Raw genomic sequence first — 21,658 nt, forward strand, 5'->3', positions numbered from 1 at the left:
GAGGAACGGGGACTTCAGGGGTCGGCGGCCTTCCGGCCGTGCGGGGTTCAGGACACCGGCACCGGGGTGGCGTCGTGCTCGCGGGGGCGCGGGCTCCGCCGCTGCCGCCTGCGCCGGGCCCACGCCAGTCCCAGCGCGAGCGCGCACCCGAGGGCGGCCGAGGCCGCACCGAACGCCGAACCGGGTGGCGCCCAGGTGAGCCGCACCTCGCCGGTCGCCTGCCCCGGCGGGAGGTCGACGCGCAGCAACCCGGCCGGTCCCGCGCTCACCGGCAGCTCCCCCCGTCCGCGGTGGTGGCGCGGTACCCCGGCCAGGCCAGCCGGGCGAACAGCAGCCGCGCCGGGCCGCGCCCTTCCCGCGCGAACTCGACGACCTCGGAGGTGCCCTCGGCGACCGCGGAGCGGATCCGCGCACCGTCGACGTGGGTGAGCGTCCCCCGCGGCCACGGCGTCCGGAAGTCGCGGTGCAGCACGGTGACCTCGTCGGTGCGCTCGATGGCCGACCAGCCCGCCGGGACGTCGGGCTCCGGGACGAGCTCCCGCTGCACCACGACGGTGTCCAGCCGGAGCAGGTCCGCCAGCGGGGTGCCGGTGCCCGCCGGTTCGCGCCACAACGCCGCGTAGGCCTCCGGGCAGGCCCCGCCGTCGTAGCTGAAGCAGAAGGTGTCGGAGAATCGCTGGAAACCGATGCCGGTGTAGGAGTTGATGCTGCGCACCCCGGCGACCGGGTACATGCTGCCCGGCAGCAGGTCGCGCCACACCCCGGCCCCGGGCTCGTCGCCGGGCCGCCAGTGCGGCACCGCGATCTGGAACGTGGTGCCCCGGTAGCGGTCTTCGAACCGGTCCCGCAGCTCGGCCACCGACGACGGCAGGTGGGCGGTGGTGGTCCCGGGCGGGCCGACGTACCACGTCACCTGCGCGGCGAACACCACGGCGGTGCCGAGCTGGAGCGCGGCGGCCAGCCACCGCGTCCCGCGCAGCCGGAACGCCAGCAGGGCCAGCGCGGTGAGCCCCGCGACCAGCAGCACGGCGATCGCGCCGCGCGGCAACCGCGCCGGTTCCAGCGCGCCGGTGGCGCCGCACGCGGCGAGCAGCAGGACGACCGAGGCGACCGCCCGCACCGGCGCCCGGCCCGTCCGCAGCCCGCCGGACAGCAGCACCGCGAGCACCACCGCCAGCGCGAGGAACCCGTAGTGCAGCACCCGCAGCGGCCACCGGAACATCCACAGCTCCGACGGTCCGATCGCCAGCGCCAGGAAACCGGCGGCCACCACCGCGCAGCCGCTGAGCTCCCGCCACCGGCGCCGCAGCACGCCCCAGTCCAGCCAGGGCAGCAGCGGCACCGCGAACCAGCAGGTGTACACCGCCGGAACGGCCAGCGCGGCCCCGCCGAGCCCGGTGATGTCCGGGACGTAGTGCGGCAGGCCCGAGCCGAGCAGGTCGAGCGGGGCGGGCGCCATCACGCCGCTGTCGCCGATCGCCGAGCCGTCCGCGGCCCGCCAGGTCACCGACGAGCTCAGCAGCAGCGGCAGGTACACCAGGGGCACCACCGCCGCGACCGCCGCACCGAGCAGCACCAGGTCCCGCGCCGCGCGCCAGCGCGCCCGCACCGCCGACTCCACCACCAGCGCCACCAGCACGAGGCTGATCGCCAGCGTGCCGTAGGGATTGCCCGCGGCCACCCCGAACCCGCCGAGCAGGAACGCCCACAGCGCGCTGGACCGACCGTGCGCCATCCGCCGGGCCGCCCACCAGACGTAGGGCACCCACGCGCAGGCCAGCAGCGCGGCCGGCCACAGGACCGTGTCGAGGAAGTACAGCGATCCGGCCAGCGGTACCGCCACCGCGGTCGCGGCGGCGACCGAACGCCGGGCGCCGTACTCCGCGCACAGCAGGTGGACGCCGAGCGCGAGCGCGACCATCCCGAGGGTGCGGACCAGCGCCCCGGCGACCGCGAGATCCGGAGCCAGGGCGGTGCCGATCCACACCAGCGGGTAGACCGGGTTCCACACCCCGTGGAGGGATTCGACCGCGAGGTTGCCGCCCATCCAGCCGTCCACGTCCAGCAGCGGTGGCCAGCGGCCGGCCAGCACCAGTTCGCCCAGGCGGTGCCACACCGGCAGGATCTGGATCGCGGCGTCGTCGTAGAAGTAGATCCACGGGTTGCGCAGCAGCGGGAGCTGGGCCAGCGCGGCGACCAGCGCGCAGGCGATCAACGGCGGCAGCACCCCGCACAGCCGGCCGGGACGTGCGCGCGCGGGCGTGCTGAGCATCGACTTCCCCTCCTCCTTCACCGCCACAGCAGATGAAAGCGCACTCGGTGGACCGCCACCGCGGGCATCATCTGTTCGGGTGGCCGGTGCGCTGCCCGGCTCGCCCCCCACCGCGACGAGCCCAACCATGACGACGCGGATCCGCGCGTGCCCGGTGAGCGCGGAGGGGTGAGAGGAGCGCGTCGTGACCGACCAGGTGATGCGGGCCGGGGCAGCTCCGGCCGCACCGGCCCGGAAGCGCACCACGTCGATCGCCGCTCTGGCCGCCTGCTGGGTGCTGGCGGCGACCTACCTCCAGCTCATCCGCGGGCCGGGGTACCGCGCGCCTGCCGTGCTGTGGGCCGAGGACGGCGCCGTGTTCCTCAACCAGGCGCTGCGGCATTCGTTGTGGCACAACCTGTTCGCACCGCACGCGGGGTACCTCCAGGTGATCGGCCGGATCCTGGCGCAGCCGGCGGCGCACCTGCCGCTGTCCTGGGCGGCGCTGTGGTTCGCCGCCGTCGCCGCCGTCGTGGTGTCGCTGATCTCGGTGCTGGTGTGGTTCGCCAGCGCCCGGGTGGTCCGGTCCCGGTGGGCGCGGGCGCTGCTGACCGCGCTGGTCCCGCTGCTGCCACAGGCCGGTTACGAGGTGAACGCGGCGGTCAACGACCTGCACTGGTACCTGGCCTGCGCGGCGTTCTGGGTGTTGCTGGCGGCCCCGGCGACGCTGCGCGGTCAGCTCGGCGCGGCGGCGGTCGTGGTGCTGGCGGCGCTGTCGGACCCGCTGACCGCGCTGGTGCTGCCCGCCGCGGTGTTCGGCTACCTGGCGGTGCGGCGGCGGATCGCACTGCTGGCGCCGACGGCGATGGTGCTGGCGCTGGCGGTGCAGGGCTGGGTCCGGTGGGCGCACCCGGACATGTACCGGGTCAGCCCGACGGTGGTCGGCGAGCTGTCCCAGATCTACGCGTTGCGCGTGGTGCTCAGCGCGTTCACCGGCGACCGGATGCTCGGCGCGGTGTACCCGACGTGGGGGATGGCGGTGGTGGTCGTGGCCGTGCTGGCCTTCGCCGCCGGGTTCGCCGGGTTGCTCACCCGGGTGCCCCACCGGACCGGCGTGCTCGCCGTGGTCACCATGCTGATCTCGATCGCCTATCTCGTGGTGCCGGTCGGGTTGCGCGGCACCGAGGGATTCCTGGGACGGGACGGTTTCGGGCTCGGCGGCTCGCGCTACACGATCGTTCCGCTGCTCCTGCTGTGGGCGGCGGTGATCGTGCTGCTGGACGCGGCGGTGCCCGCAGCACCGCGCACCGCCCGGCCGCCCGTGGTCTGGGTGGCGCTGAGCTGTTTCCTGGGGGCGCAACTGCTGGGCGACTGGGCCGCACCGAGCGTGCGCACCGGTGGGCCCACCTGGGCCGAGGGCCTGCGAGCCGCGGCGGCGAGCTGCGCGCTGCCACCGGCGCAGCGCGCCCCGCAACCCGTGTCACCGATCGGGGAGAACCACGGCGCGGGCTCGGTTCCGCTGGTGCCCGGACCGGACGAGCGCACCGTCGCCATCGCTCCGCTGAACCCAGCCGGACCACCGGAATTCTCCGTGGTGGTGCCGTGCTCGGCGGTGCGCGGCTGACGGTCCGAACGCGTGTTCCGGCGGCGGCGCACGCCGAGCGGCACCCGCGGCGCGGTCCTACAGTCGGTGCGGTGCCATCCCGCCGCGACCCGGCTGCGCGCGGCAGGACGGAGGGGGGAAGCAGCATGGACTTGTCGATCGTGGTGCCCTGCTACAACGAGCAGGACAACCTCGAAGGGCTCCGGAACGCCTTGCAGCACGTGTTGCCCGAGGTGTCCGACGAGTACGAGGTGATCCTGGTCGACGACGGCAGTTCCGACGCGACGCTGGCCGAGGCGCACCGGCTCAGCGAGGAGGACCCGGCGTACCGGGTGCTGTCGCTGAGCCGCAACTTCGGCAAGGAAGCGGCGTTGATCGCCGGCCTCACGCACGCGCGGGGCGACCGGGTGGGCATCATCGACGCCGACCTGCAGCACCCGCCGGAGCTGTTCGCGCGGATGGTGCCGCTGCTGGATTCCGGTTACGACCAGGTGGTCGCGCGGCGCGACCGCAAGGGCGAGTCGGCGATCCGGTCGCTGGTGACGAAGCTGTACTACCGCGCGGTGAACCGGTTGGTGGACGTGCCGCTGCAGGACGGCGTCGGCGACTTCCGGCTGCTCTCGCGGCGAGCGGTGGACGCGCTGCTGTCCATGCCGGAATGCAACCGGTTCTCCAAGGGCCTGTTCGCCTGGATCGGCTTCGACACCGCGACGATCAGCTACCGCAACGCCACCCGGGCCGCCGGGAAGTCCAAGTTCTCGTTCCCGAAGCTGCTCAACTACGGCATCGACGGCATCGTGTCGTTCAACAGCAAGCCGCTGCGCGCGTCGATCTACCTCGGGCTGATCATCACCGCGCTCGCGTTCTGCTACGCGGCGTTCGTGGTGGCGCAGACCCTGCTGCACGGCGTCGGGGTCCCGGGCTACGCGACGATCATCGTCAGCGTGGTCGGGATCGGCGGCATCAACCTGCTGTTCCTCGGCGTGATCGGCGAGTACCTGGGCCGGATCTACTCGGAATCCAAGCGGCGACCGCTGTTCCTGGTCAAGGACAGCACCCCGGAACCCGAAGCGGTGCCCCGGCCGCGCACGTTCAGCACGGTCGCACCGCCGGATCAGCGGTGGCGCGGCGACGGCGAACTGCCGGTGAGCGGGGCGCTGTAGCGGTGTCGTTCCTCAAGTTCATCGTCGTCGGCGTGCCGAACACCGTCGTGCACTACGCCGTCTACCTGGTGATGTGGTTGTGGACGCCCTACCTGGTGGCGCACCTGATCGCGGCGACGGTGGCGATGTCGGTGTCCTACCTGCTCAACTGCCGCTACACCTTCGGCGTCCGGCCCACGCTGCGGAAGTTCCTGCTCTACCCGCTGTCCAACGTCACGAACCTGGCGCTGAGCACGGCGGCGGTGTGGGCGCTGGTCGAGGGCGTCGGTCTCGATTCCCGGATCGCCACCCTGGTCGGCGGGGTCGTCGCCGTGCCCGCGACCTTCCTGGTGTCCCGGGCGATCCTGGTCCGCCCGGCGCCGCGCGAGGCCGAACCCGCCCGCACGGCACCGGAATGATCAGCCCGCGGTGACGGTCCGCGCGTACGACTTGGCGCCCCATTGCGCCCATTCGCCGTCGATGACGCCCTGGTAGCCGGGACGTGCGGGCAGGACGCGCCACGCGTAGGTGTAGAAGAGGAACCGCTTGGACGACAGCACCACTCCGGAGAGGTTCGGCGGGAACCGGTTGTCGTCCCGGGTGCAGTAGGACTTCCACCAGGCGAAGTTGAACTCGTTCGGGCCGAGCGCGTCCCGGATCGCGTATCCGGTCGCGTAGTGGTCGGAGTGGTCGTCCGGGTTCTCGGCGGCGTTCCAGTCCGACGCGTTGACCCACGGTGTGCCCGCTTCGCCCTGCCGTTCCTGGTCGACGATCAGCCGCAGCGATTCCAGGACGGCCGCCCAGTCCGGGTACGTGGCGGCACCGTCGACCGTCGTCATGCCGCCCGGCAGTTGGCCCGCCCGCAGCTTCTGGAGGCTCTGGTTCCCGTGCGACGGGAAGCCCTGTCCCCCCAGGTTCCCGTCCGGCAGCCGCAGGAAGTAGCACGTCCAGTTCTCCCCTCGGTAGCGCTGCACCGCGCGGCCGGCGAACACGGGGGCGTCCTCGCCGATCCGGAGCGAGGGGCGCGCCGCGGCGCAGGCGTCGACGAGCCCGCGTTCCCGGGCCCGCCACCACGCGTTCCCGATCCCGTCGTCGCCCGCCGTCGTGTCGATCACGACGATCTTCGCGCCGGACCAGCGCATGTCGGTGAACACGAAATCGCCCCGGAACAGCAGTGCGTCGTCCGGGTGCGCGGCGACGAAGAACGACACGGCCATGATTTCCCCTCCGGCCCCGAGGTTCCCGGTGCTCGCGCCGGTGTTCGGGGAATCGGCACCGCCGCGATCCGGCGGCGACGCGGCCAGGATGGCAGTGGATCTCCCCGTGCGGGGCGGCGTTCCGGTTCGGGAATGCGGTCCCGCGCGCCCTCGGGCCGCGCGGCCGTCGGCCCGGTCCGGTGCTGCACCTCGCGAACCCCGATCCGGGTTCGCCCGCGCGGGCGCGGCTTCACCGCGGGTGCGCGTGGCTCGCCGCCGCGCCGCGTCGGGGGTCCCGGAGCGGATCAGCCGGTCGGCTGATCGGTCAGCCGTTTCCCGGATGACCCCTTGCGCTCCTCGGCCGGATGCGCCCCGACCACCGCCGGGCGGGGCAGCACGGCAACGGCACCCGGCGGAACCGCTTGCCGCGAACGCCCCGTGCACGCGAAGTTACTGTGAGTATCATTCGCGTTATGTCGACCTCCCTGTCCCGCCGGCGCTTCCTGGGCGCGAGCGCCCTCAGCACGGCGGCCGCACTCGGCCTGACGACGATCTCCACCGGCTCCGCCGCGGCGCGCTCCTCGGACTTCTCGCCCGCCGTGGTGGTCGGTACCGGCTACGGCGCGGCGGTGACCGCGCTGCGGCTCGGCGAGGCCGGGATTCCGACCGTCATGCTGGAGATGGGCCGGTTGTGGGACACGCGGGGCGCGGACGGCACGATCTTCCCGGGGATGATCCGGCCCGACGAGCGCTCCACCTGGTTCAAGACCCGCACCGAGGCACCGCTGTCCACCTTCCTGTGGCTCGACCTGGCGAACCGCGACATCGAGCCCTACGCGGGGGTCCTCGATCGCGTGCACCACGGCGACATGTCGGTCTACCTCGGGCGCGGCGTCGGTGGCGGATCCCTGGTGAACGGGGCGATGGCGGTGGTGCCGAAGCGCTCCTACTTCGAGGAGATTCTGCCCGAGGTCGACGCCGACGAGATGTACCGGACCTACTTCCCGCGCGCCAATGCCGCGCTCGGCACCAACCACGTGGACCGGCGGTGGTTCCGCACCGCCGAGAGCTACCGCTACGCACGGGTCTCCGCGGCGCACGCCGAGCGCGCCGGCCTGTCCACCGCGTTCGTGCCCAGCGTCTACGACTTCGGTTACATGGAGCGGGAAGAAGCCGAGCTGGTACCGCGCTCGGCGCTGGCCTCCGAGGTCATCTACGGCAACAACCACGGCAAGCGCTCGCTGGACAAGACCTACCTGGCCGCCGCGCTGGGCACCGGCAACGTCACCATCCACGCGCTGCACGAGGTGCGCGACATCGTGCCGCAGTCAGACGGCTACCTGCTCACCGTCCGCGAGATCGACGAGCACGGCACCGTGCTGGCCACCAAGCGGATCGGCACCCGGCACCTGTTCCTCGGCGCAGGCAGCCTCGGCTCGACCGAACTCCTGGTGCGCGCCCGCGACACCGGTGCGCTGCCCGGCCTCGGCGAGGAGATCGGGCAGGGCTGGGGACCGAACGGCAACGTCATGCTGGGCCGCGCCAACCACATCTGGGATCCCACCGGAGCCCTCGCCTCGTGCATGCCCGCGATGGGCATCGACGCCTGGGACGACCCGCGGCACCCGGTGTTCGCCGAGATCGCCCCGGTGCCCGCCGGGCTGGAGACGTGGGCGAGCGTCTACCTCGCCATCACCCGCAACCCCGAACGCGGGCACTTCAGCTACGACCCGGGCACCGACTCCGCCCACCTGCACTGGGACAGCGCGCAGGGCCGGCCGTCCATCGACGCCGCCCGGCGGCTGTTCGACCGGGTCAACCAGGCCAACGGCACCGCCTACCGGCACGACCTGTTCGGCGACACCCGGGCGTTCGAGGACCGGTTCACCTACCACCCGCTCGGCGGCCTGGTGCTCGGTCGCGCCACCGACACCCACGGCCGGGTGCGGGGCCACCGCAACCTCTACGTCAACGACGGCGCGCTGATCCCCGGCTCGACCGGGGTGAACCCGTTCGTCACCATCACCGCGCTCGCCGAGCGCAACGTCGAACGGATCCTCGCCGAGGACATCCGCTGAGCACCGCTCGATCAGGCAAGATGCCTTGACAGGCATATTCCTTCGCGGGCATACTTCGGGTCGTGCGAGACGTTTTCGATGCGTTGGCCGAACCGACGCGCCGGGCGATCCTCGACGAGCTGCGCGTCCACGACGGGCGCGTCGTGGGGGAACTGGTCGAACGCCTGGGCCTGTCCCAGACCTCGGTCTCCAAGCACCTCAAGGTGCTGCGGAACGCCGGGCTGGTCACCACGCTCGTCGAAGGCCAGCAGCGCCGCTACCTGCTGCGGCCGGGAGGGATGCGCGAGGTGGAGGACTGGCTGGCGCCGCACCGCGCGTTCTGGGAGCGCCGCTTCGACGATCTCGCCGATCACCTGGACCGGACCTACCCCGAGGAGGGGCCATGACCGCGACGACCACCGCCTCCTTCGACCTAGCACCGGAACCGGTGCTGCGCCTGGAACGCCACTACCCGCACCGGCGGGACCGGGTGTGGGCCGCGCTGACCGACCCCGAGCAGCTCAGCCAGTGGTTCCCCTGCTCGGTGGAGGTGGACCTGCGGGAAGGCGGCACGCTCACCCTCCGCTTCCCCGGTGAACCCGAACCCGACGTCGCGGTGATCACCGAGCTGAGCCCGCCGTCGGCGCTGGCCTTCACCTGGTCCGGTGAACACCTGCGGTGGACCCTCGAGGAGGACGCCCAGGGCTGCGTGCTGCGGCTGACCAACACCATCGCCGACACCGACTGGACGGCGAACACGGCAGCGGGCTGGACGACCTGCTTCGACGCGCTCGCCGAGGTCCTCGAGGGGCGCAGCCCCGCCCCGCACACCGGCCCGGACGAGGAGCTCATCGCCCACTACCGGAGCACGCTCGGCGCCTGAGGACACCGGCGAGCGCCCGCTCGGGGAACCCGCTGCGCCGGCGTTCCCCGAGCGATCGGTCGGCGAGGTCCGGTCAGCGGGTGCGCAGGCGCGGCCACAACGCGGCCCAGTCGTCGAGCGGGTCCTCGTAGAGGGTCAGCGAGACGCCTTGGGCCATGTTGGCGTGCTCGCTGCGCACGGTGCCCAGCGACCGCCGCGCGGCGAAGTGCGGCCCGAGCCGGTCGTCGGTGCCCACGTGCAGCACGGTGTCGATCCGCTCCGATGGCGCGCCGAAGTACCAGTAGCCCCGGTGCGGGCTGAACACCGGTGGCAGGTCGCGGCCGAGCACGTCGAGCGCACCGGTGAGGTAGTAGGTCTCGCCGATGATCGCGGTGCGCGCGCGCTGCTCGGCGGGCAGTGCGGCGACCTCCCCGGCGACCGCGTCCACCAGATCCTCCCACCCGGTCTCGTAGAGCCGGGACGGGTTCGGCCACGCCGGGTGCTTGGCCAGGAAGTCCAGCGGGTAGACCGGCAGCACCGCCAGCGGCAGCACCACCGACACCGCGTAGGCCGGCCAGGCGAGCCACCGGCCGCGCGGGCGCGGGCTGCGTTCGCGGCGGTGCTGCAACCCGACCGCGGCGGCCGCGAACAGCGGGCCGCAGAGCCCGATGAGGTAGTTGGGACGCCCGCTCGTCACCAGGAAGAACAGCACGACGCCCAGCACCGCCCAGCCGACGAACCGGTACGGCCGCAGCTCCGGCCCGCGCAGCAGGCGGACGATTCCGTAGCAGCACAGGAAAGCGCCGACCACGGCACCGGAGTAGACCAGCGCGGTCGGCAGCAGCAACAACCTGCTGTTCTCCGCGTCGACGACAGCGCCCATCCGCACCGCCGGCCAATCGTGGCGGGCCTGCCACAGCAGGGTCGGCACCGCGGCGAGCGCGGAGATCCCCGCTCCGAGCCACAGCAGCGGCCGCGCCAGCACCCGACGCGGTCCGACCACCGCGCAGCTCACCAGCAGCGCCGCGCACAGCACCACGACCTGGAACTTCGTCTGCACCGACACCCCGGCCACCAGCGCCGCAGCGAGCAGCAGCCCGTCGTGGCGGGTGCGGGCCCAGCGGATCACCAGCCACAGCAGCAGGACCCACAGCAGCAGCTCCACCGTGGCCGCGGCCAGCCAGTGCCCGCTGAGCAGCACCCACGGCGACAGCGGGTAGGCCGCCGCGGCCAGCACCTGCGCCCGCCGGTCGCCGCCGAACTCCCGCGCGATCAGCCCGGTGACCACCACCCCGAGCGCCGTGCACACCGCCGCGGGCAACCGGAGCGCCAGCAGCGAACCGGGGAACACCGCATCCAGGCCGGCGGCCAGCAGCGGCACCAGCGGCTGCTGGTCCATGTACCCCCAGTCCAGGTGCAGCGCCCCCGCCGCCAGGAAGTACAGCTCGTCGGTCAGGTAGCCGTACCGACCGCTGAGCAGCACCAGCAGCAGGAACGTCGCGGCGGCGATGGCCCACACCGGGCCGCGGGCGAAAGGTCTCGGGAGCACGCGGGGACTGTAATGAGCCGACCCCCGCGCGGGGAGGGGCGATTCGCGAAGTCGGCGGACCGGTGTGACCCATTCCATAGGACCCCGCTCGGGCGGGGACTGCTCCGCTCGGGTGATCTCGGCCGGAAGGGGACAACCACCCCCGGTGGCGCACCGTGTTCAGGGCTGTCATCGATCGAGGGTCCTCCCGGACAGCGGCGAAGCCGCTCGCGACGCCTGGATCTTCCGCCGCGCACCGGCCCAGCGAGCCGTTCCGGGAGCAGTCCTGAAGGAGTCAGCGTGTTGGATGCATCTCGTTTCGGAGGGTGGGCCGCGCTCGGCGCCTCCGCTGCCCTCCTGCTCGGCGCCGCGGGACCGGCGCTGGCCACGACGGAGGAACCCGTCGCCTACGCCTTCACCGGCGCCTACCACGTCCCCGCGTTCGAAGCGGAGCAGGAACGCTTCGCGGAGGTGTTCGGCTCCCCCGCGCAGCGCGGCGTCAACGGTGTCGTCCCGCCGTCCGCCGAGTCCGCTGAGGACTTCCTCCCGGTCGGCCCGATGTCCACCGGCACCGCCTGGTTCATCCACGTCAACGCCGATGCCGGGGTGTTCGGCGACACCCCGCCCAGCGGTGCGACGGCGGATGCGCACTTCGAGTCCAGCGCGGCGATGCGGGGCGACGGAACGCCGAGCGCGACGGTCTCGGCCGACTACCTGCTGGAAGCCCAGAACGCGCTCGGCGACTCCGCCGAGGACCACCGCTGGCTGTACCTCGACGACGTGCGCAGCGAGGCGGAATGCCGCTCCCCGCAACGGGTCTCGGCATCGACGGAGGCTTCCGGGATGTGGGTGCGGCAGCCCGACCGCGCTCTGGCGGCCGTCCCGGTGCCCGCCGCGGGCGAGAGCTACGAGGTGCGGGACGTTCCGCTGCGGCTGCCGCGGACCACGATGGAGCACCAGAACCTGCCGCAGTACGCGGACATCTCGGTGCGCCGGGTGACCGACGCGGCGGACCTGGTCCCCACCGACCAGTGGCGGACCGGGGACGTCAACGCCACCTCGGGATGGCGCGTGGAGGTCGCCAGCTACGTCCTGGTCGACGGCGTCCGCACCGACCTGGACACCTCGGTGATCGTCCTCGGCGGCACGACCTGCTCGGTCCCGGCGAGCTGATCGCCGGTCCTCGGCGGGCGGACCGCGCGCCCGCCGAGGACCGCTCAGAGCTCGCGCACGACCTTCGCCGGGTTGCCGACCGCCACGACGTCGGTGGGCAGGTCGCGGGTGACGACCGCCCCGGCTCCCACCACGGTGTTGTCGCCGATGGTCACACCGGGGCAGACGATGACGCCGCCGCCGAGCCAGACGTTGTCGCCGAGCGTGATCGGGCGGGCCGATTCCCACCCGGCGCGCCGCTGCTCGGCATCCAGCGGGTGCGTCGCGGTGAGGAGCTGGACCCGGGGGCCGAACTGGGCGTGGGCGCCGATCGAGATCCGCCCCACGTCCAGCAGCACCGCGCCGAAGTTGACGAACGAACCGGCGCCCAGGCTGATCTGGTAGCCGTAGTCCACGTGCAGCGGCGGCCGGACCTCGGCGCCCTCGCCCAGCTCGCCGAGCAGTTCGGCGAGCACCGCGCGCCGGGCGGCGAGGTCGGACACCGACGAGTTGTTGAACCGCTCGCTGAGCTCGGCCGCCCGCCGGGCGTCGGCGGCGATCTCCGGATCGTCGGCCCGGTACAGCTCACCGGCCAGCATCCGCTCCTTCTGCCCGCTCATCCGGCACCTCCCGCGTTCGATCCTGCACCCCCGGCGACCACCTCGCGCCCCGCGCTCCGGTCATTCCGCGGCGGCGTCGTCCCGGTCGGAGGTCTGCGGGGCGCGGGCGGGCAACGTCACCGGGGTGGCCAGCGGCCCGGGCGACCAGAGGCCGTTGCGGGTCTCGGTGTGCACCTCCAGCGCCGCCTCGGCGGGCAGCGCCTCCGGGGCGAACGACTCCACCCGGTACAGCGAACCCCAGTCCCGGTCCAGGTCGCCGCGCAGGTACGTCGGCAGCTCCCGCACGCTGCTGGTGACGTTGAGCCAGCCGAACGGGCCGCCGGCGTCCGAGGAGGACCAGCCCTGCCCGATGTCGCGCACCGGTCCGCCGCCCGAGACCCGGTACTCCGGGATCTCGGCGATGCCGCCGCGCAGCTCCGAGATCCGCAGGCACGGGTGCACCAGCGCGGCCGGCCACTCCACGAACGTCGTCGACTCCCCGACCAGCTCGGTCATCGAGGTCAGCTCGGGGACCCGGGGCGCGCTCACGGCCAGCCACGCCTGCTGGCCCACGGACCGGTCCTCGGCGACGAGGCGCACCTGGGTCGCGCCTTCGGCCTGCGCCCGGTGGTCCCGCCACCGGTCCGGCGAGTCCTCGTCGACCCGGGAGCGCTCGACGATCTCGAACCCGTCGGCCGTCTGCCGTCCCCACTCGACGGTGAGCCGGTTGGTCCCGCTGGCCGAACCCGCGTAGGCCAGCACCACCGGCAGCTCACCGCTGGCCGCCCGTTCGGGCAGGTCGTACCACGGCGTGCGGAGCTCCCCGACACCGTCGCCGTGCCGGTAGGTCCCCCACAGCGGCGCGTCGTCACCGCCGAACCCGGCCGGCGAGTCCCAGTCGAGCTGCCCCGGCATGCTGCTGTCACCGGTGGGCAGGGCGTCGCGGGCGAAGCCCTGGGTGCGCGGCGCCAGGTACTCGTCGGCGGTCTCGGTGCGCGTCGGCTGCACCGAGGGCGCCGCGACGGTGGGCTGCCGGGCCGAAGGGGTCAGCACGCCCGCCCTCGGGTCCGCCTCGACCTCGACGTGGTCGGACAACCCGCAGCTGGCCCCGGCGATCTGCTCGACGCTGTCGGCGCCGAGGCTGTAGCCGCCCCACTGCTTGTGGATGCCCTTGACGAACGTCGCGACCTCACCCGCGACCAGCAGCGAGCACACGATGGTCAGCGAGGCCGTGCCGCGCCGCAGCGCCCGGCCGCGTCCCTCGCCCGCGCCATTGTCGTCCAGGCGCAGGTGCTCGACCAGCGCGACGAGCCCGGCCACGGCCGCCACCACGAGGAAGGCCGTGCTCAGCGTGCGCCCGTCCAGCGACGGCGGCTTGTCGAACCACGGCACGCCCCAGCCCGACACGTACCACCAGGCGTTCGGCCCGGTCACCGCGAAGGCGCAGACCACCATCAGGCAAGCGAAGAACCCGGTGCGGTTGCGGCGGGAGCGCAGCACCGTCGAACTGGTGGCCAGCGCGGTCAGCGCCGCCATCGCACCGCACACCGCGGCGAGGATGCCGAAGTGGTGGGTGTGCTTGGTGGGGGTCAGCGCCAGCGCCACGAAGCACAGCGCGGCCATCGCCAGCAACCGCCGGCTCGGCCCCAGCGCGGCACCCCGGATCCGGTTGCGCCGCAGCAGCACCGCACCGGTGGTGACCACGCACAGGATCAGCAGCAGCACCGGCACCCGCCTGCTCAGCGAGCCGTCCTGGCCGCCGCTGAACAACAGCGTGTAGCGGCTGAGCTCCTCGTACCACTTGCCGTTCGGGCCGAACATCTGCTTGAGCTCGACGGCCTCCAGCACCGAGCGGAAGGTCTGATCGGCGAACACCGCCACCAGCAGGACCAGGCCGGAAGCCGCGATCGGCGCCAGCACCGGCAGCACGCCGAACTGGCGGATCCGCTCCCGCACCATCGCCAGCAGCGGCTTGATCGCCACCACGAACGGCAGCACCGCGACCATGCCGTGCGGGTTCACGCCCAGCCCGAAGGCCGCCGCGACCAGTCCCAGCACCGCCGGCGTCAGCCGCCGGGTGGCCACCGCGCGCTCCACCAGGCACAGCGACAGCAGCGTGAACAGCACCACGACCGGCTCCGGGCGGATGCCGTTGTTGTAGGGCAGCCAGGACGCCAGGAAGACCATGGCGGCGGCCCACACCGCCGCCCCGCTGCGCCGGACCTGGCGGCCGAGCCGGGGCAGCACGCCCCGACTGATCAGCAACCAGGAGCCGATGCCCATCAGCAGCGCGGGCAGGCGCACCCACGGCGTCGCGGTCGAGATCTGCACCCACAGCGCGAGCAGCTCGTAGTGCCAGCCGAACGGCGACTCCGGGTTGGCGAACCAGCGGAAGTAGTTGGTGACGTAGCCCGCGCTCTCGGCCGAGCGCGCCATCGTCAGGATGTAGCCGTCATCGGCGGTCATCGCGCCGATCAGCCACCAGACCAGCAGCACGCCGACGACCACGGTGTCCTGCGCGGTCGGCCGCCACCAGCGGGACGGGGCCAACCGGGGCGCCCGGCGGCCGCCGCGGTCGTCCAGCCGCCGCAGCGCGAACACCGAACCGAGGAAGCACAGCACCGCCAACGCCATCACGGCGAGCTTGAGGCCGGTGGCGTAGCTGGCGAACCGGTCGTCGACGCGGGCTTCGACCGACATGCCCCGCACGTCGTCCACCGCGTCGTCGAAGTCGGAGAAGACGCCGGTGAGCTGCGGGCGCTGATCACCGGTGAGCGCGGCCAGCTGCTCCCCGCCGACCGCGGCCTCGGTGCCTTCGGCGTCGGCGTGGACGGTGAGCGAGCAGTTCCCGGCGGGCAGCGGGGCGGTCCCGGTGAGCTCCCCCTTGGAGAACAGCGATACCTGCCCGCCGTCGATCGTGGCGCTGAGCCCGGACAGCGCGCCGTAGGGCGAGTCGGGGGCGTTGGTGCTGAGCAGCACGGCCGGGCCGGTGGTGCGCGCGTCGAGGTCCCGCGCGGCGGCGCACGGCACCTCGGCGTCCAGCCACAGCGGCGCGTAGGTCACCAGCGGCGCCTCGACCGACTCGGTGCCGTGCGAGGTCGGCCACCGCAGCGTCGTCACGTCGTGCTTGACCGGCAGGAAGGGCACCGCCACCGCGAGCAGCGCGCCCGCCAGCCCGAGCAGTGCCGCCCACCACCGGGCCTTCCTCGTCCGCGGCGATACGTCCCGGTCGGCGACCGGGCGCGACCGAAGAGCCACGCGATCGAATCCCATCCGTGCGGTGAACTACGACCCGAAGAGCGTAGGGAAGGACGCGTCGAAACGTATAACCGGGGTCGGCACCGCCAGAACCGGCCTGGTAGCACCCGCCGCGGCGGTGCGGACTACAGTGCGCTGCGCGGTGGCCGGAACCACCGCGTCACCGCGCTGGGGGTGTGTTGCCTTGGTCACCATGAAGGACGTGGCGCAGGTCGCACAGGTGTCCCAGGCAACGGTGTCCTACGCCTACACCCGGCCGGAGAAGATCTCCTCGGCCCTGCGCGACCGCGTGCTGCGCATCGCCGACGAGATCGGTTACGCCGGCCCGAATCCCGGCGGCCAGAACCTGCGCACCGGCCACTTCGGAGCGCTGGGCCTGATGATGACCGACTCGCTGGCGCTCGCCTTCGACGACCCGGCGACCACGTACCTGCTGCGCGGCATCGCCGAGGTCGGTGAGCTCGCCGAGGTCGCGCTGACGCTGCTGCCCTTCCCCGCCGCCGACATCGCCCGGTCCGCCGACGAACGCGACGCCCACGCCGCCCGGGTGGCGCTGCGCAGCGCCGTGGACGGGTTCCTCGCCTACGCGATGCCCGACCGGCACCCGGCCCTGGACGCGGTCCGCAGGCGAGGCGCGCAGATGGTCGTGATCGACTCCCCGCTGCTGCCCGGCGTGCCGTCGGTGGGCATCCGCGACCGCCGGGGCGCCGAGCAGGCCGCCCGCCACCTGCTCGAGCTGGGGCACCGCCGGATCGGCGTCCTCGTCGACCGCCTCGCCCCCGACGGGCGGCGCGGCGTGGTCCCGCGCGGCCGGTTCCGGAGGATCCGCGACCGCGTGGCCCGGGAGCGCATCGGCGGCTACCGGTCCGCGTTCGCCGCGCACGGGCTGGACTTCGGCCGGACCACCGTCGTCGAGGCGGGCGGGTTCAACCGGGCACTGTCGCTGCGCGCCGCCCGCACGCTGCTCGACGAGGGCGGGTTCACCGCCGTGCTCGCCAGCACCGACGTGCTCGCCCTCGCCGCGCTCGACGTGCTCGCCGAACGCGGGGCGCGGGTGCCCGAGGACATCTCGGTCTCCGGCTTCGACGACCTGCCCGCCGCCGCGACGGCCGGGCTCACCACGGTCTCCCAGCCGCTGGTGGAGAAGGGGCGCCGCGCGGCCGACATGCTGGTCGAGGTGATGCGCGGGGGCGTCGGCAAGCGGCTGCTGCTGCCGACCGAACTGGTCGCCAGGGACAGCACCGCACCCCCGCGCTGAGCTCGGGCGTGCGCGACGCGATCAGCTGCCTCGGCGGCTCGCTCGCGCACCTGCTCGGGAAGCAGGACCGCCGCGAGGCGCTGGCAGAGTTCCACGCCGAGCTGCGCCCCGGAGGCGTGCTCAGCACCGACCGGCGCACCTGAGATTCCATTGTGGATGGTGGGTCCGGCGCCCGGGTCGGCACCGCACCGGGACAGGTCGACGGCGGGCTGGCTCGCACCGGAGCGCCCTTTCCGGGCACGCCTGTCCCCGAGACGGGTTCCGGACATCAGCGTCGCCGCGCCCGCCGGACCGGGACAAGATCGCACACGGACGGCGCAACGTCCGCGCGCCCGCGTGTTCGCGCAGGTCGGAGACGCCGTTCGGCCCGCGTCCGGAGCCGGGCACGCCAGCCGTTCGGCCCAGCACCGGCGCGGCCGGGCGAGGCCCGCTCGGCGACGTGCGTCGGACACGCCGGGTGGTCGTCCTCCCGGCCGGGTGGGCGCTCGGGAACCCGGCCTGTCGGCCGAGACGGGCGGGGGTTTCCCGGCCGTTCGGCCGATCCGGCGGGTGCTCGCTGATGGGCACGCTGACCAGGTCGGAAGGAGCAGGTGATGGGTGGGTGGAAGACCGGGGTCGCGCGGTGGTCGCGCGCGGCGCTGCCGCTGGTGCGCCGAGCGCTGCGGGTGGCCGCGGCATGGGCATCGGGAGGCGCTCGGCTCGACGGCGAAGCGGGGGCCGCCGGGTCGCACGGCCGGGTCATCGCGGCAGCGCACCGCCGGGGCCCGCTCGCGTGTCGACCGGATCGGGGCACGCCCGCTCCCTATGCTGCACCGCGTGCCACCAAGCCGAAGCTGGGCAGACCTGCCACCGTCCCTCCGCGCCGCCGTCCACGAACGCACGGGCGCGGTCCGTGGCGCGGTGTCGACCCGTCACGGCTTCAACAGCCAGGTCGCCGCCACCCTGGACACCGCCAGCGGGCCGGTCTTCGTCAAGGGCCTGCGCCAGGACCACCCGCGGGCGTGGACGCAGGCGCGCGAGGCGGCGGTCAACCCGCGCGTGCGGCCGGTGAGCGCCGCCCTGCTCTGGCGGGTGACGAGCGCGGGCTGGGACCTGCTCGGGTTCGAACACCTCGCCGGCCGGGGCGCCGACTTCCGCCCCGGGTCGACGGACCTCCCGCTCGTGGTGGACCTGCTCACCGCGCTCGGGCGACTGCGCTGCCCGGAGGTCGAGCTCAAGGACGCGGCACGGCGGTGGGCCGCCTACCTCGACGAGCCGGCCGATGCCGTGGCCTTCTCCGGGGAAGCGCTGTTGCACACCGACCTGAACCACACCAACGTGCTCATCGCCCGCACCGGGCACCGCGGGATCGCGCGGCTGGTCGACTGGGCCTGGGCCACCCGGGGAGCGGCGTGGATCGACCCGGCGTGCTGGGTGGTCTGGTTGATCTCCGCCGGCCACCACCCGCGCGAGGCCGAGCGGTGGGCCGCGGGGGTGCCCTCGTGGTCGAGCGCGTCGGCCGCGGACCTCAACCTGTTCTCCACCGCGCAGGCCGGGCTCTGGCGGGCCACGGCCGAGGAGCACCCGAGCGGCTGGACGCACCAGCTCCGCGATGCGGCCGCGCGGTGGGCCCACCACCGGCACGGCGGTGGCATCGCGGCCGCTCCCCGCTCCGCAGGCGCCCGGGCCTGACCGACCGCGCCGGTGCGGTGCCCCGTCCCCGTCGGGAGCGCCTCCGAACCGGCGTGCTCGCGGAGCGGTCGCTCGCGACCGCCGCTCGCGGGCGACGTCCGCGCCTCGGGTCAGCGGGCGCGTTCCTTGCGCCCGTACATGTCCTGGTCGGCGCGGCGCATCAGGTCGGCGGGCGCCACGGCGGGGTCGTCGGTGTGGGCGATGCCGACGCTGGCCCGCAGCGCGATGGCCTGGCCCGACACGACCACGTCGGCGTTGACCTGCCGCACCACCCGCTCCCGGAGGTCGTCGGCGTGGGCGCGGTCCCGGACCAGGGCGAGCACGACGAACTCATCGCCGCCGACCCTGGCGACGGTGTCCGCGCAGCGCACGACGGTGACCAGCTTGTCGGCCACCACCCGGAGCAGGTCATCGCCGACGTGGTGCCCGTAGCGGTCGTTGACCGGCTTGAAGCCGTCGAGGTCGACGGTGAGCACCGCGAGCCCGCCCCCCTGCTCGCCCAGCGCCGCCACCTCCTGCTGGAACCGCTCGATCAGCAGCGACCGGTTCGCCAGCCCGGTCAGCGGGTCGCGCAACGCCATCCGGGTCAGCTCGGTGAGCCGCTCCGGGCTCATCGTGAGGTCATCCCCGAGGGGCTCGAACTGGGAGACGAGGTACGCCGGCCGGTCATCGGCACCGGGCACCACGCCGTACCGGGTCAGCATCCAGAACGGGTGCCCGTCGCGGTGACGCAGGCAGATCTCCATCGCCCCGGCGGTCCGCCTGCCCTCCCGCAGATCGTCCAGCACCCGCTCGGCATCGTGCCGATACCCGTCGTAGATTGTCTCGTGCGAGGGACGGCCGACCATGTCCTCGCGGCGGTAGCCCACCAGCGACGCCAACCGCTCGTTGACCTCGATCCACCTCCCGTCGAGATCCATCAGCGCCATCCCGATCGGCGCGTTGGCCAGCGTCTGGTGCCACAGCATCTCCGACTGTCGCCGAGCGGTGATGTCGTGGAACTGGGACACGATGAGCAGCGGGTTCCCGACCGCGTCGCGCACCAGGGAGCTGTTGATCAGCACCCAGACCATCGTGCCGTCGGAGCGCACCAAGCGCTTCTCCACCGAGGAGAGGGTGCCGCCCTCGGCGATGAGCCTGGCGATCGACGCCTTGTCGAGCACCGGATCACCGGGGTGCGTGACGTCCGCCGGACGCAGCTCCATCAGCTCCGCCCGGTCGTAGCGGAGCATCCGGCACATGGACGGATTCACGTCGAGGTGGCGCCCTTGCAGGTCGACGAATGCCATGGGCCCGGCGAGCTGCTCCCACAGCGTCTCCCAGGCCCTCGCGGCGATCCCGTCCACGTTCACGGCTCCGATCCCGCGGTCAACGCCGGCCCGGGACCGACGCCGCACCACCGCACGGGGGCGGCCCGCGTCGATCCCCGGACGACGCGGGCCGCCGACCGGCCGGGCACGACGGTCGCGATCTCAACCGGCCATCCGTTCGTCGGGCACGCAGTGCGTCATCACCAGGTCGCCGACCTCGCGCGGACCGTTGCCGCCGAGATTGCCCAGCCGCCGCCGATCTGCCTCGGAGAGGTTCTGCTGCTGCAGGGGTTCCAGACCCGCGACGTCGGCCGGCGCGATGCCCAGGCCTTCACCGACCCGGCGGCCCAGGTCGTCCTCGCACAGCAGGAAGTGCCACACCATCCGCTCCTGGATGGGCCGCGCGCACTGCGACAGGTTCTCGACCAGGTTCCGCACCAGGTCGTCGCGCTCCCACTGCTCCATCAGCAGGTAGCGCTGACCGGCCTGCTCGTAGTCGTCGGGGCGTTCGATGCGGGCCCGGGTGATCCGGCCGCGGATCTCCGGGCCCTGCTCGTCGTGCGTCGGGTACTCGCCTTCGACCAGTCCCCCGTTGATCGAGGGCTCGTAGTTGACGTGCGGGTTGCGCCCGCCCTGGTCCTGGTCGTAGGCCATCTGGCCATCCCGCTGGTTGGTGTGCACGGTCGCCTGCTTGGCCTGGTTGACCGGCAGTTGCAGGTAGTTCGGCCCCACCCGGTAGCGCTGCGTATCGCTGTAGGAGAAGGTGCGCCCCACCAGCATCTTGTCGTCGGAGAAGTCGAGCCCGTCCACGAGCACGCCGGTGCCGAACGAGATCTGCTCGTTCTCGGCGAAGTTGTTGTCCACGTTGCGGTTGAGCACCATGCGGCCGACCGGATGCGCCGGGTACTCGTTCTCCGGCCACACCTTCGTGTCATCCAGCGGATCCCAACCGAGTTCCGGGTGCTCGTGGTCCTCCATCATCTGCACCCGCAGCTCCCACTCGGGGAAGTCACCGCGCTCGATCGCCTCGTACAGGTCCTTGCTGGCGTGACCGAGGTCGGTGGCCTGGATCTTCGCCGCATCCGCCTCGGTCATGCTCTTGACGCCCGCCGTGGGGATCCAGTGGTACTTCACCAGGACCGTGTCGCCGGCCTGGTTGACCCACTTGTAGGTGTTGACGCCGAAACCCTGCATGTGCCGGTAGTCCGCCGGGATGCCGCGCGGGCTGAACAGGTTGACCAGCATGTGCATGCTCTCCGGCGTCTGCGACATGAAGTCGAAGATCCGGTTCGGGTCCTGGCGGAAGGTGATCGGGTCCGGTTTCAGCGCGTGGATCACGTCCGGGAACTTGATGGCGTCGCGGATGAAGAACACCGCGAGGTTGTTGCCGACGAGGTCCCAGTTGCCGTCCTCGGTGTAGAACTTGACCGCGAAGCCGCGCGGGTCGCGGGCGGTCTCCGCCGAATCCCGGCCACCGATGACCGTGGAGAACCGGACCGCGACGTCGGTCCGCTTGCCGCGCTCGGCGAACAGCCTGGCCCGGGTGAACTCGCCGATCGGCCGATCTCCCCATGCGCCGTAGGACTCGAAGTACCCGAACGAGGTGAACCCCCGGGCGTGGACCACCCGCTCCGGGATCCGCTCCCGGTCGAAATGGCTGATCTTCTCCAGGAACTGGTAGTTCTCCAGGGTCGCCGGGCCGCGCGTGCCGACCGTTCGCTGGTTCTGGTTGTCGTAGACGGGGTGCCCCTGGCGGTTGGTCAACACCCGA

Annotated in this window: 18 protein-coding genes; 10 read left to right on the forward strand and 8 right to left on the reverse strand. The window is 73.1% G+C overall.

The window, feature by feature from the left end:
* Positions 1–47: 47 nt before the first annotated feature.
* Together ACQP0T_RS17675 and ACQP0T_RS17680 are read right to left on the reverse strand one after the other, a co-directional pair.
* Positions 48–269 (reverse strand): hypothetical protein, encoded by a 222-nt coding sequence (locus ACQP0T_RS17675; protein ID WP_433869069.1) that lies wholly within the window; start codon positions 267–269, stop codon positions 48–50.
* Positions 266–2,272, reverse strand: a complete 2,007-nt coding sequence (locus tag ACQP0T_RS17680; RefSeq protein ID WP_433869070.1) for a hypothetical protein — start codon at positions 2,270–2,272, stop codon at positions 266–268. Before ACQP0T_RS17680 ends, ACQP0T_RS17675 begins: the two co-directional genes overlap by 4 nt.
* Positions 2,273–2,456: 184 nt before the next feature.
* Here ACQP0T_RS17680 and ACQP0T_RS17685 point away from each other — a divergent pair, with 184 nt between their 5' ends.
* From ACQP0T_RS17685 to ACQP0T_RS17695, 3 genes are all read left to right on the forward strand, one after another.
* Positions 2,457–3,875 (forward strand): glucosyltransferase, encoded by a 1,419-nt coding sequence (locus ACQP0T_RS17685; protein WP_433869071.1) that lies wholly within the window; start codon positions 2,457–2,459, stop codon positions 3,873–3,875.
* Between the two features lie 125 nt (positions 3,876–4,000).
* Complete coding sequence (locus ACQP0T_RS17690) at positions 4,001–5,017, forward strand: glycosyltransferase family 2 protein (RefSeq protein WP_433869072.1); 1,017 nt, start codon at positions 4,001–4,003, stop codon at positions 5,015–5,017.
* Between the two features lie 2 nt (positions 5,018–5,019).
* Complete coding sequence (locus tag ACQP0T_RS17695) at positions 5,020–5,415, forward strand: GtrA family protein (protein WP_433869073.1); 396 nt, start codon at positions 5,020–5,022, stop codon at positions 5,413–5,415.
* Here ACQP0T_RS17695 and ACQP0T_RS17700 read toward each other — a convergent pair whose 3' ends face one another.
* On the reverse strand, positions 5,416–6,213 hold the full coding sequence (locus ACQP0T_RS17700) for a PIG-L family deacetylase (RefSeq protein WP_433869074.1): 798 nt from the start codon (positions 6,211–6,213) through the stop codon (positions 5,416–5,418).
* A 452-nt stretch (positions 6,214–6,665) separates the two neighbouring features.
* Here ACQP0T_RS17700 and ACQP0T_RS17705 point away from each other — a divergent pair, with 452 nt between their 5' ends.
* From ACQP0T_RS17705 to ACQP0T_RS17715, 3 genes are all read left to right on the forward strand, one after another.
* Positions 6,666–8,270 carry a GMC oxidoreductase gene (locus ACQP0T_RS17705; protein ID WP_433869075.1) on the forward strand — a complete coding sequence of 535 codons (1,605 nt, stop codon included), beginning with the start codon at positions 6,666–6,668 and terminating at the stop codon, positions 8,268–8,270.
* A 62-nt stretch (positions 8,271–8,332) separates the two neighbouring features.
* The gene (locus tag ACQP0T_RS17710; RefSeq protein ID WP_433869076.1) at positions 8,333–8,656 is read left to right on the forward strand and encodes an ArsR/SmtB family transcription factor; all 324 of its coding nucleotides are present in this window, start codon (positions 8,333–8,335) and stop codon (positions 8,654–8,656) included.
* Positions 8,653–9,132, forward strand: coding sequence for an SRPBCC family protein (locus ACQP0T_RS17715; protein ID WP_433869077.1), 480 nt, complete (start codon positions 8,653–8,655; stop codon positions 9,130–9,132). Before ACQP0T_RS17710 ends, ACQP0T_RS17715 begins: the two co-directional genes overlap by 4 nt.
* Before the next feature lie 73 nt (positions 9,133–9,205).
* On the opposite strand, the gene ACQP0T_RS17720 is transcribed toward ACQP0T_RS17715, so the two are convergent.
* Positions 9,206–10,660, reverse strand: coding sequence for an ArnT family glycosyltransferase (locus tag ACQP0T_RS17720; protein WP_433869078.1), 1,455 nt, complete (start codon positions 10,658–10,660; stop codon positions 9,206–9,208).
* A 282-nt stretch (positions 10,661–10,942) separates the two neighbouring features.
* Between ACQP0T_RS17720 and ACQP0T_RS17725 the strand changes: the two genes are divergently transcribed.
* Entirely contained in the window at positions 10,943–11,812 is an 870-nt protein-coding gene (locus ACQP0T_RS17725) for a hypothetical protein (RefSeq protein WP_433869079.1), read from the forward strand.
* A 44-nt stretch (positions 11,813–11,856) separates the two neighbouring features.
* Here the strand turns inward: ACQP0T_RS17725 and ACQP0T_RS17730 are convergent, their stop codons facing one another.
* Both ACQP0T_RS17730 and ACQP0T_RS17735 read right to left on the reverse strand, forming a co-directional pair.
* Positions 11,857–12,411, reverse strand: coding sequence for a sugar O-acetyltransferase (locus ACQP0T_RS17730; RefSeq protein WP_433869080.1), 555 nt, complete (start codon positions 12,409–12,411; stop codon positions 11,857–11,859).
* 60 nt (positions 12,412–12,471) lie between these two features.
* Positions 12,472–15,648, reverse strand: coding sequence for an arabinosyltransferase domain-containing protein (locus tag ACQP0T_RS17735; RefSeq protein WP_433869081.1), 3,177 nt, complete (start codon positions 15,646–15,648; stop codon positions 12,472–12,474).
* Between the two features lie 202 nt (positions 15,649–15,850).
* Between ACQP0T_RS17735 and ACQP0T_RS17740 the strand changes: the two genes are divergently transcribed.
* From ACQP0T_RS17740 to ACQP0T_RS17750, 3 genes are all read left to right on the forward strand, one after another.
* Positions 15,851–16,906 (forward strand): LacI family DNA-binding transcriptional regulator, encoded by a 1,056-nt coding sequence (locus ACQP0T_RS17740; protein WP_433869082.1) that lies wholly within the window; start codon positions 15,851–15,853, stop codon positions 16,904–16,906.
* 8 nt (positions 16,907–16,914) lie between these two features.
* A complete protein-coding gene (locus ACQP0T_RS17745; RefSeq protein ID WP_433869083.1) occupies positions 16,915–17,049 on the forward strand; it encodes a hypothetical protein in 135 nt (44 codons plus the stop codon).
* A 757-nt stretch (positions 17,050–17,806) separates the two neighbouring features.
* Positions 17,807–18,577: an aminoglycoside phosphotransferase gene (locus tag ACQP0T_RS17750; RefSeq protein ID WP_433869084.1), complete on the forward strand. Its 771-nt coding sequence runs from the start codon at positions 17,807–17,809 to the stop codon at positions 18,575–18,577.
* 110 nt (positions 18,578–18,687) lie between these two features.
* Here the strand turns inward: ACQP0T_RS17750 and ACQP0T_RS17755 are convergent, their stop codons facing one another.
* A complete protein-coding gene (locus ACQP0T_RS17755) occupies positions 18,688–19,929 on the reverse strand; it encodes a diguanylate cyclase (RefSeq protein ID WP_433869085.1) in 1,242 nt (413 codons plus the stop codon).
* 120 nt (positions 19,930–20,049) lie between these two features.
* The gene (locus tag ACQP0T_RS17760) at positions 20,050–21,654 is read right to left on the reverse strand and encodes a catalase (RefSeq protein ID WP_433869086.1); all 1,605 of its coding nucleotides are present in this window, start codon (positions 21,652–21,654) and stop codon (positions 20,050–20,052) included.
* Between the last annotated feature and the right edge of the window lie 4 nt (positions 21,655–21,658).

This window comes from Saccharopolyspora sp. CA-218241 (assembly GCF_050954615.1).
Taxonomy (GTDB): domain Bacteria; phylum Actinomycetota; class Actinomycetes; order Mycobacteriales; family Pseudonocardiaceae; genus Saccharopolyspora; species Saccharopolyspora cebuensis.

Excerpts from the sequence above, each read along its gene's own strand:
- ACQP0T_RS17705 (WP_433869075.1), top strand. The coding sequence starts at position 6,666 with ATGTCGACCTCCCTGTCCCGCCGGCGCTTCCTGGGCGCGAGCGCCCTC.
- ACQP0T_RS17690 (WP_433869072.1), top strand. The coding sequence starts at position 4,001 with ATGGACTTGTCGATCGTGGTGCCCTGCTACAACGAGCAGGACAACCTC.
- ACQP0T_RS17680 (WP_433869070.1), bottom strand. The coding sequence starts at position 2,272 with ATGCTCAGCACGCCCGCGCGCGCACGTCCCGGCCGGCTGTGCGGGGTG.
- ACQP0T_RS17700 (WP_433869074.1), bottom strand. The coding sequence starts at position 6,213 with ATGGCCGTGTCGTTCTTCGTCGCCGCGCACCCGGACGACGCACTGCTG.
- ACQP0T_RS17730 (WP_433869080.1), bottom strand. The coding sequence starts at position 12,411 with ATGAGCGGGCAGAAGGAGCGGATGCTGGCCGGTGAGCTGTACCGGGCC.
- ACQP0T_RS17715 (WP_433869077.1), top strand. The coding sequence starts at position 8,653 with ATGACCGCGACGACCACCGCCTCCTTCGACCTAGCACCGGAACCGGTG.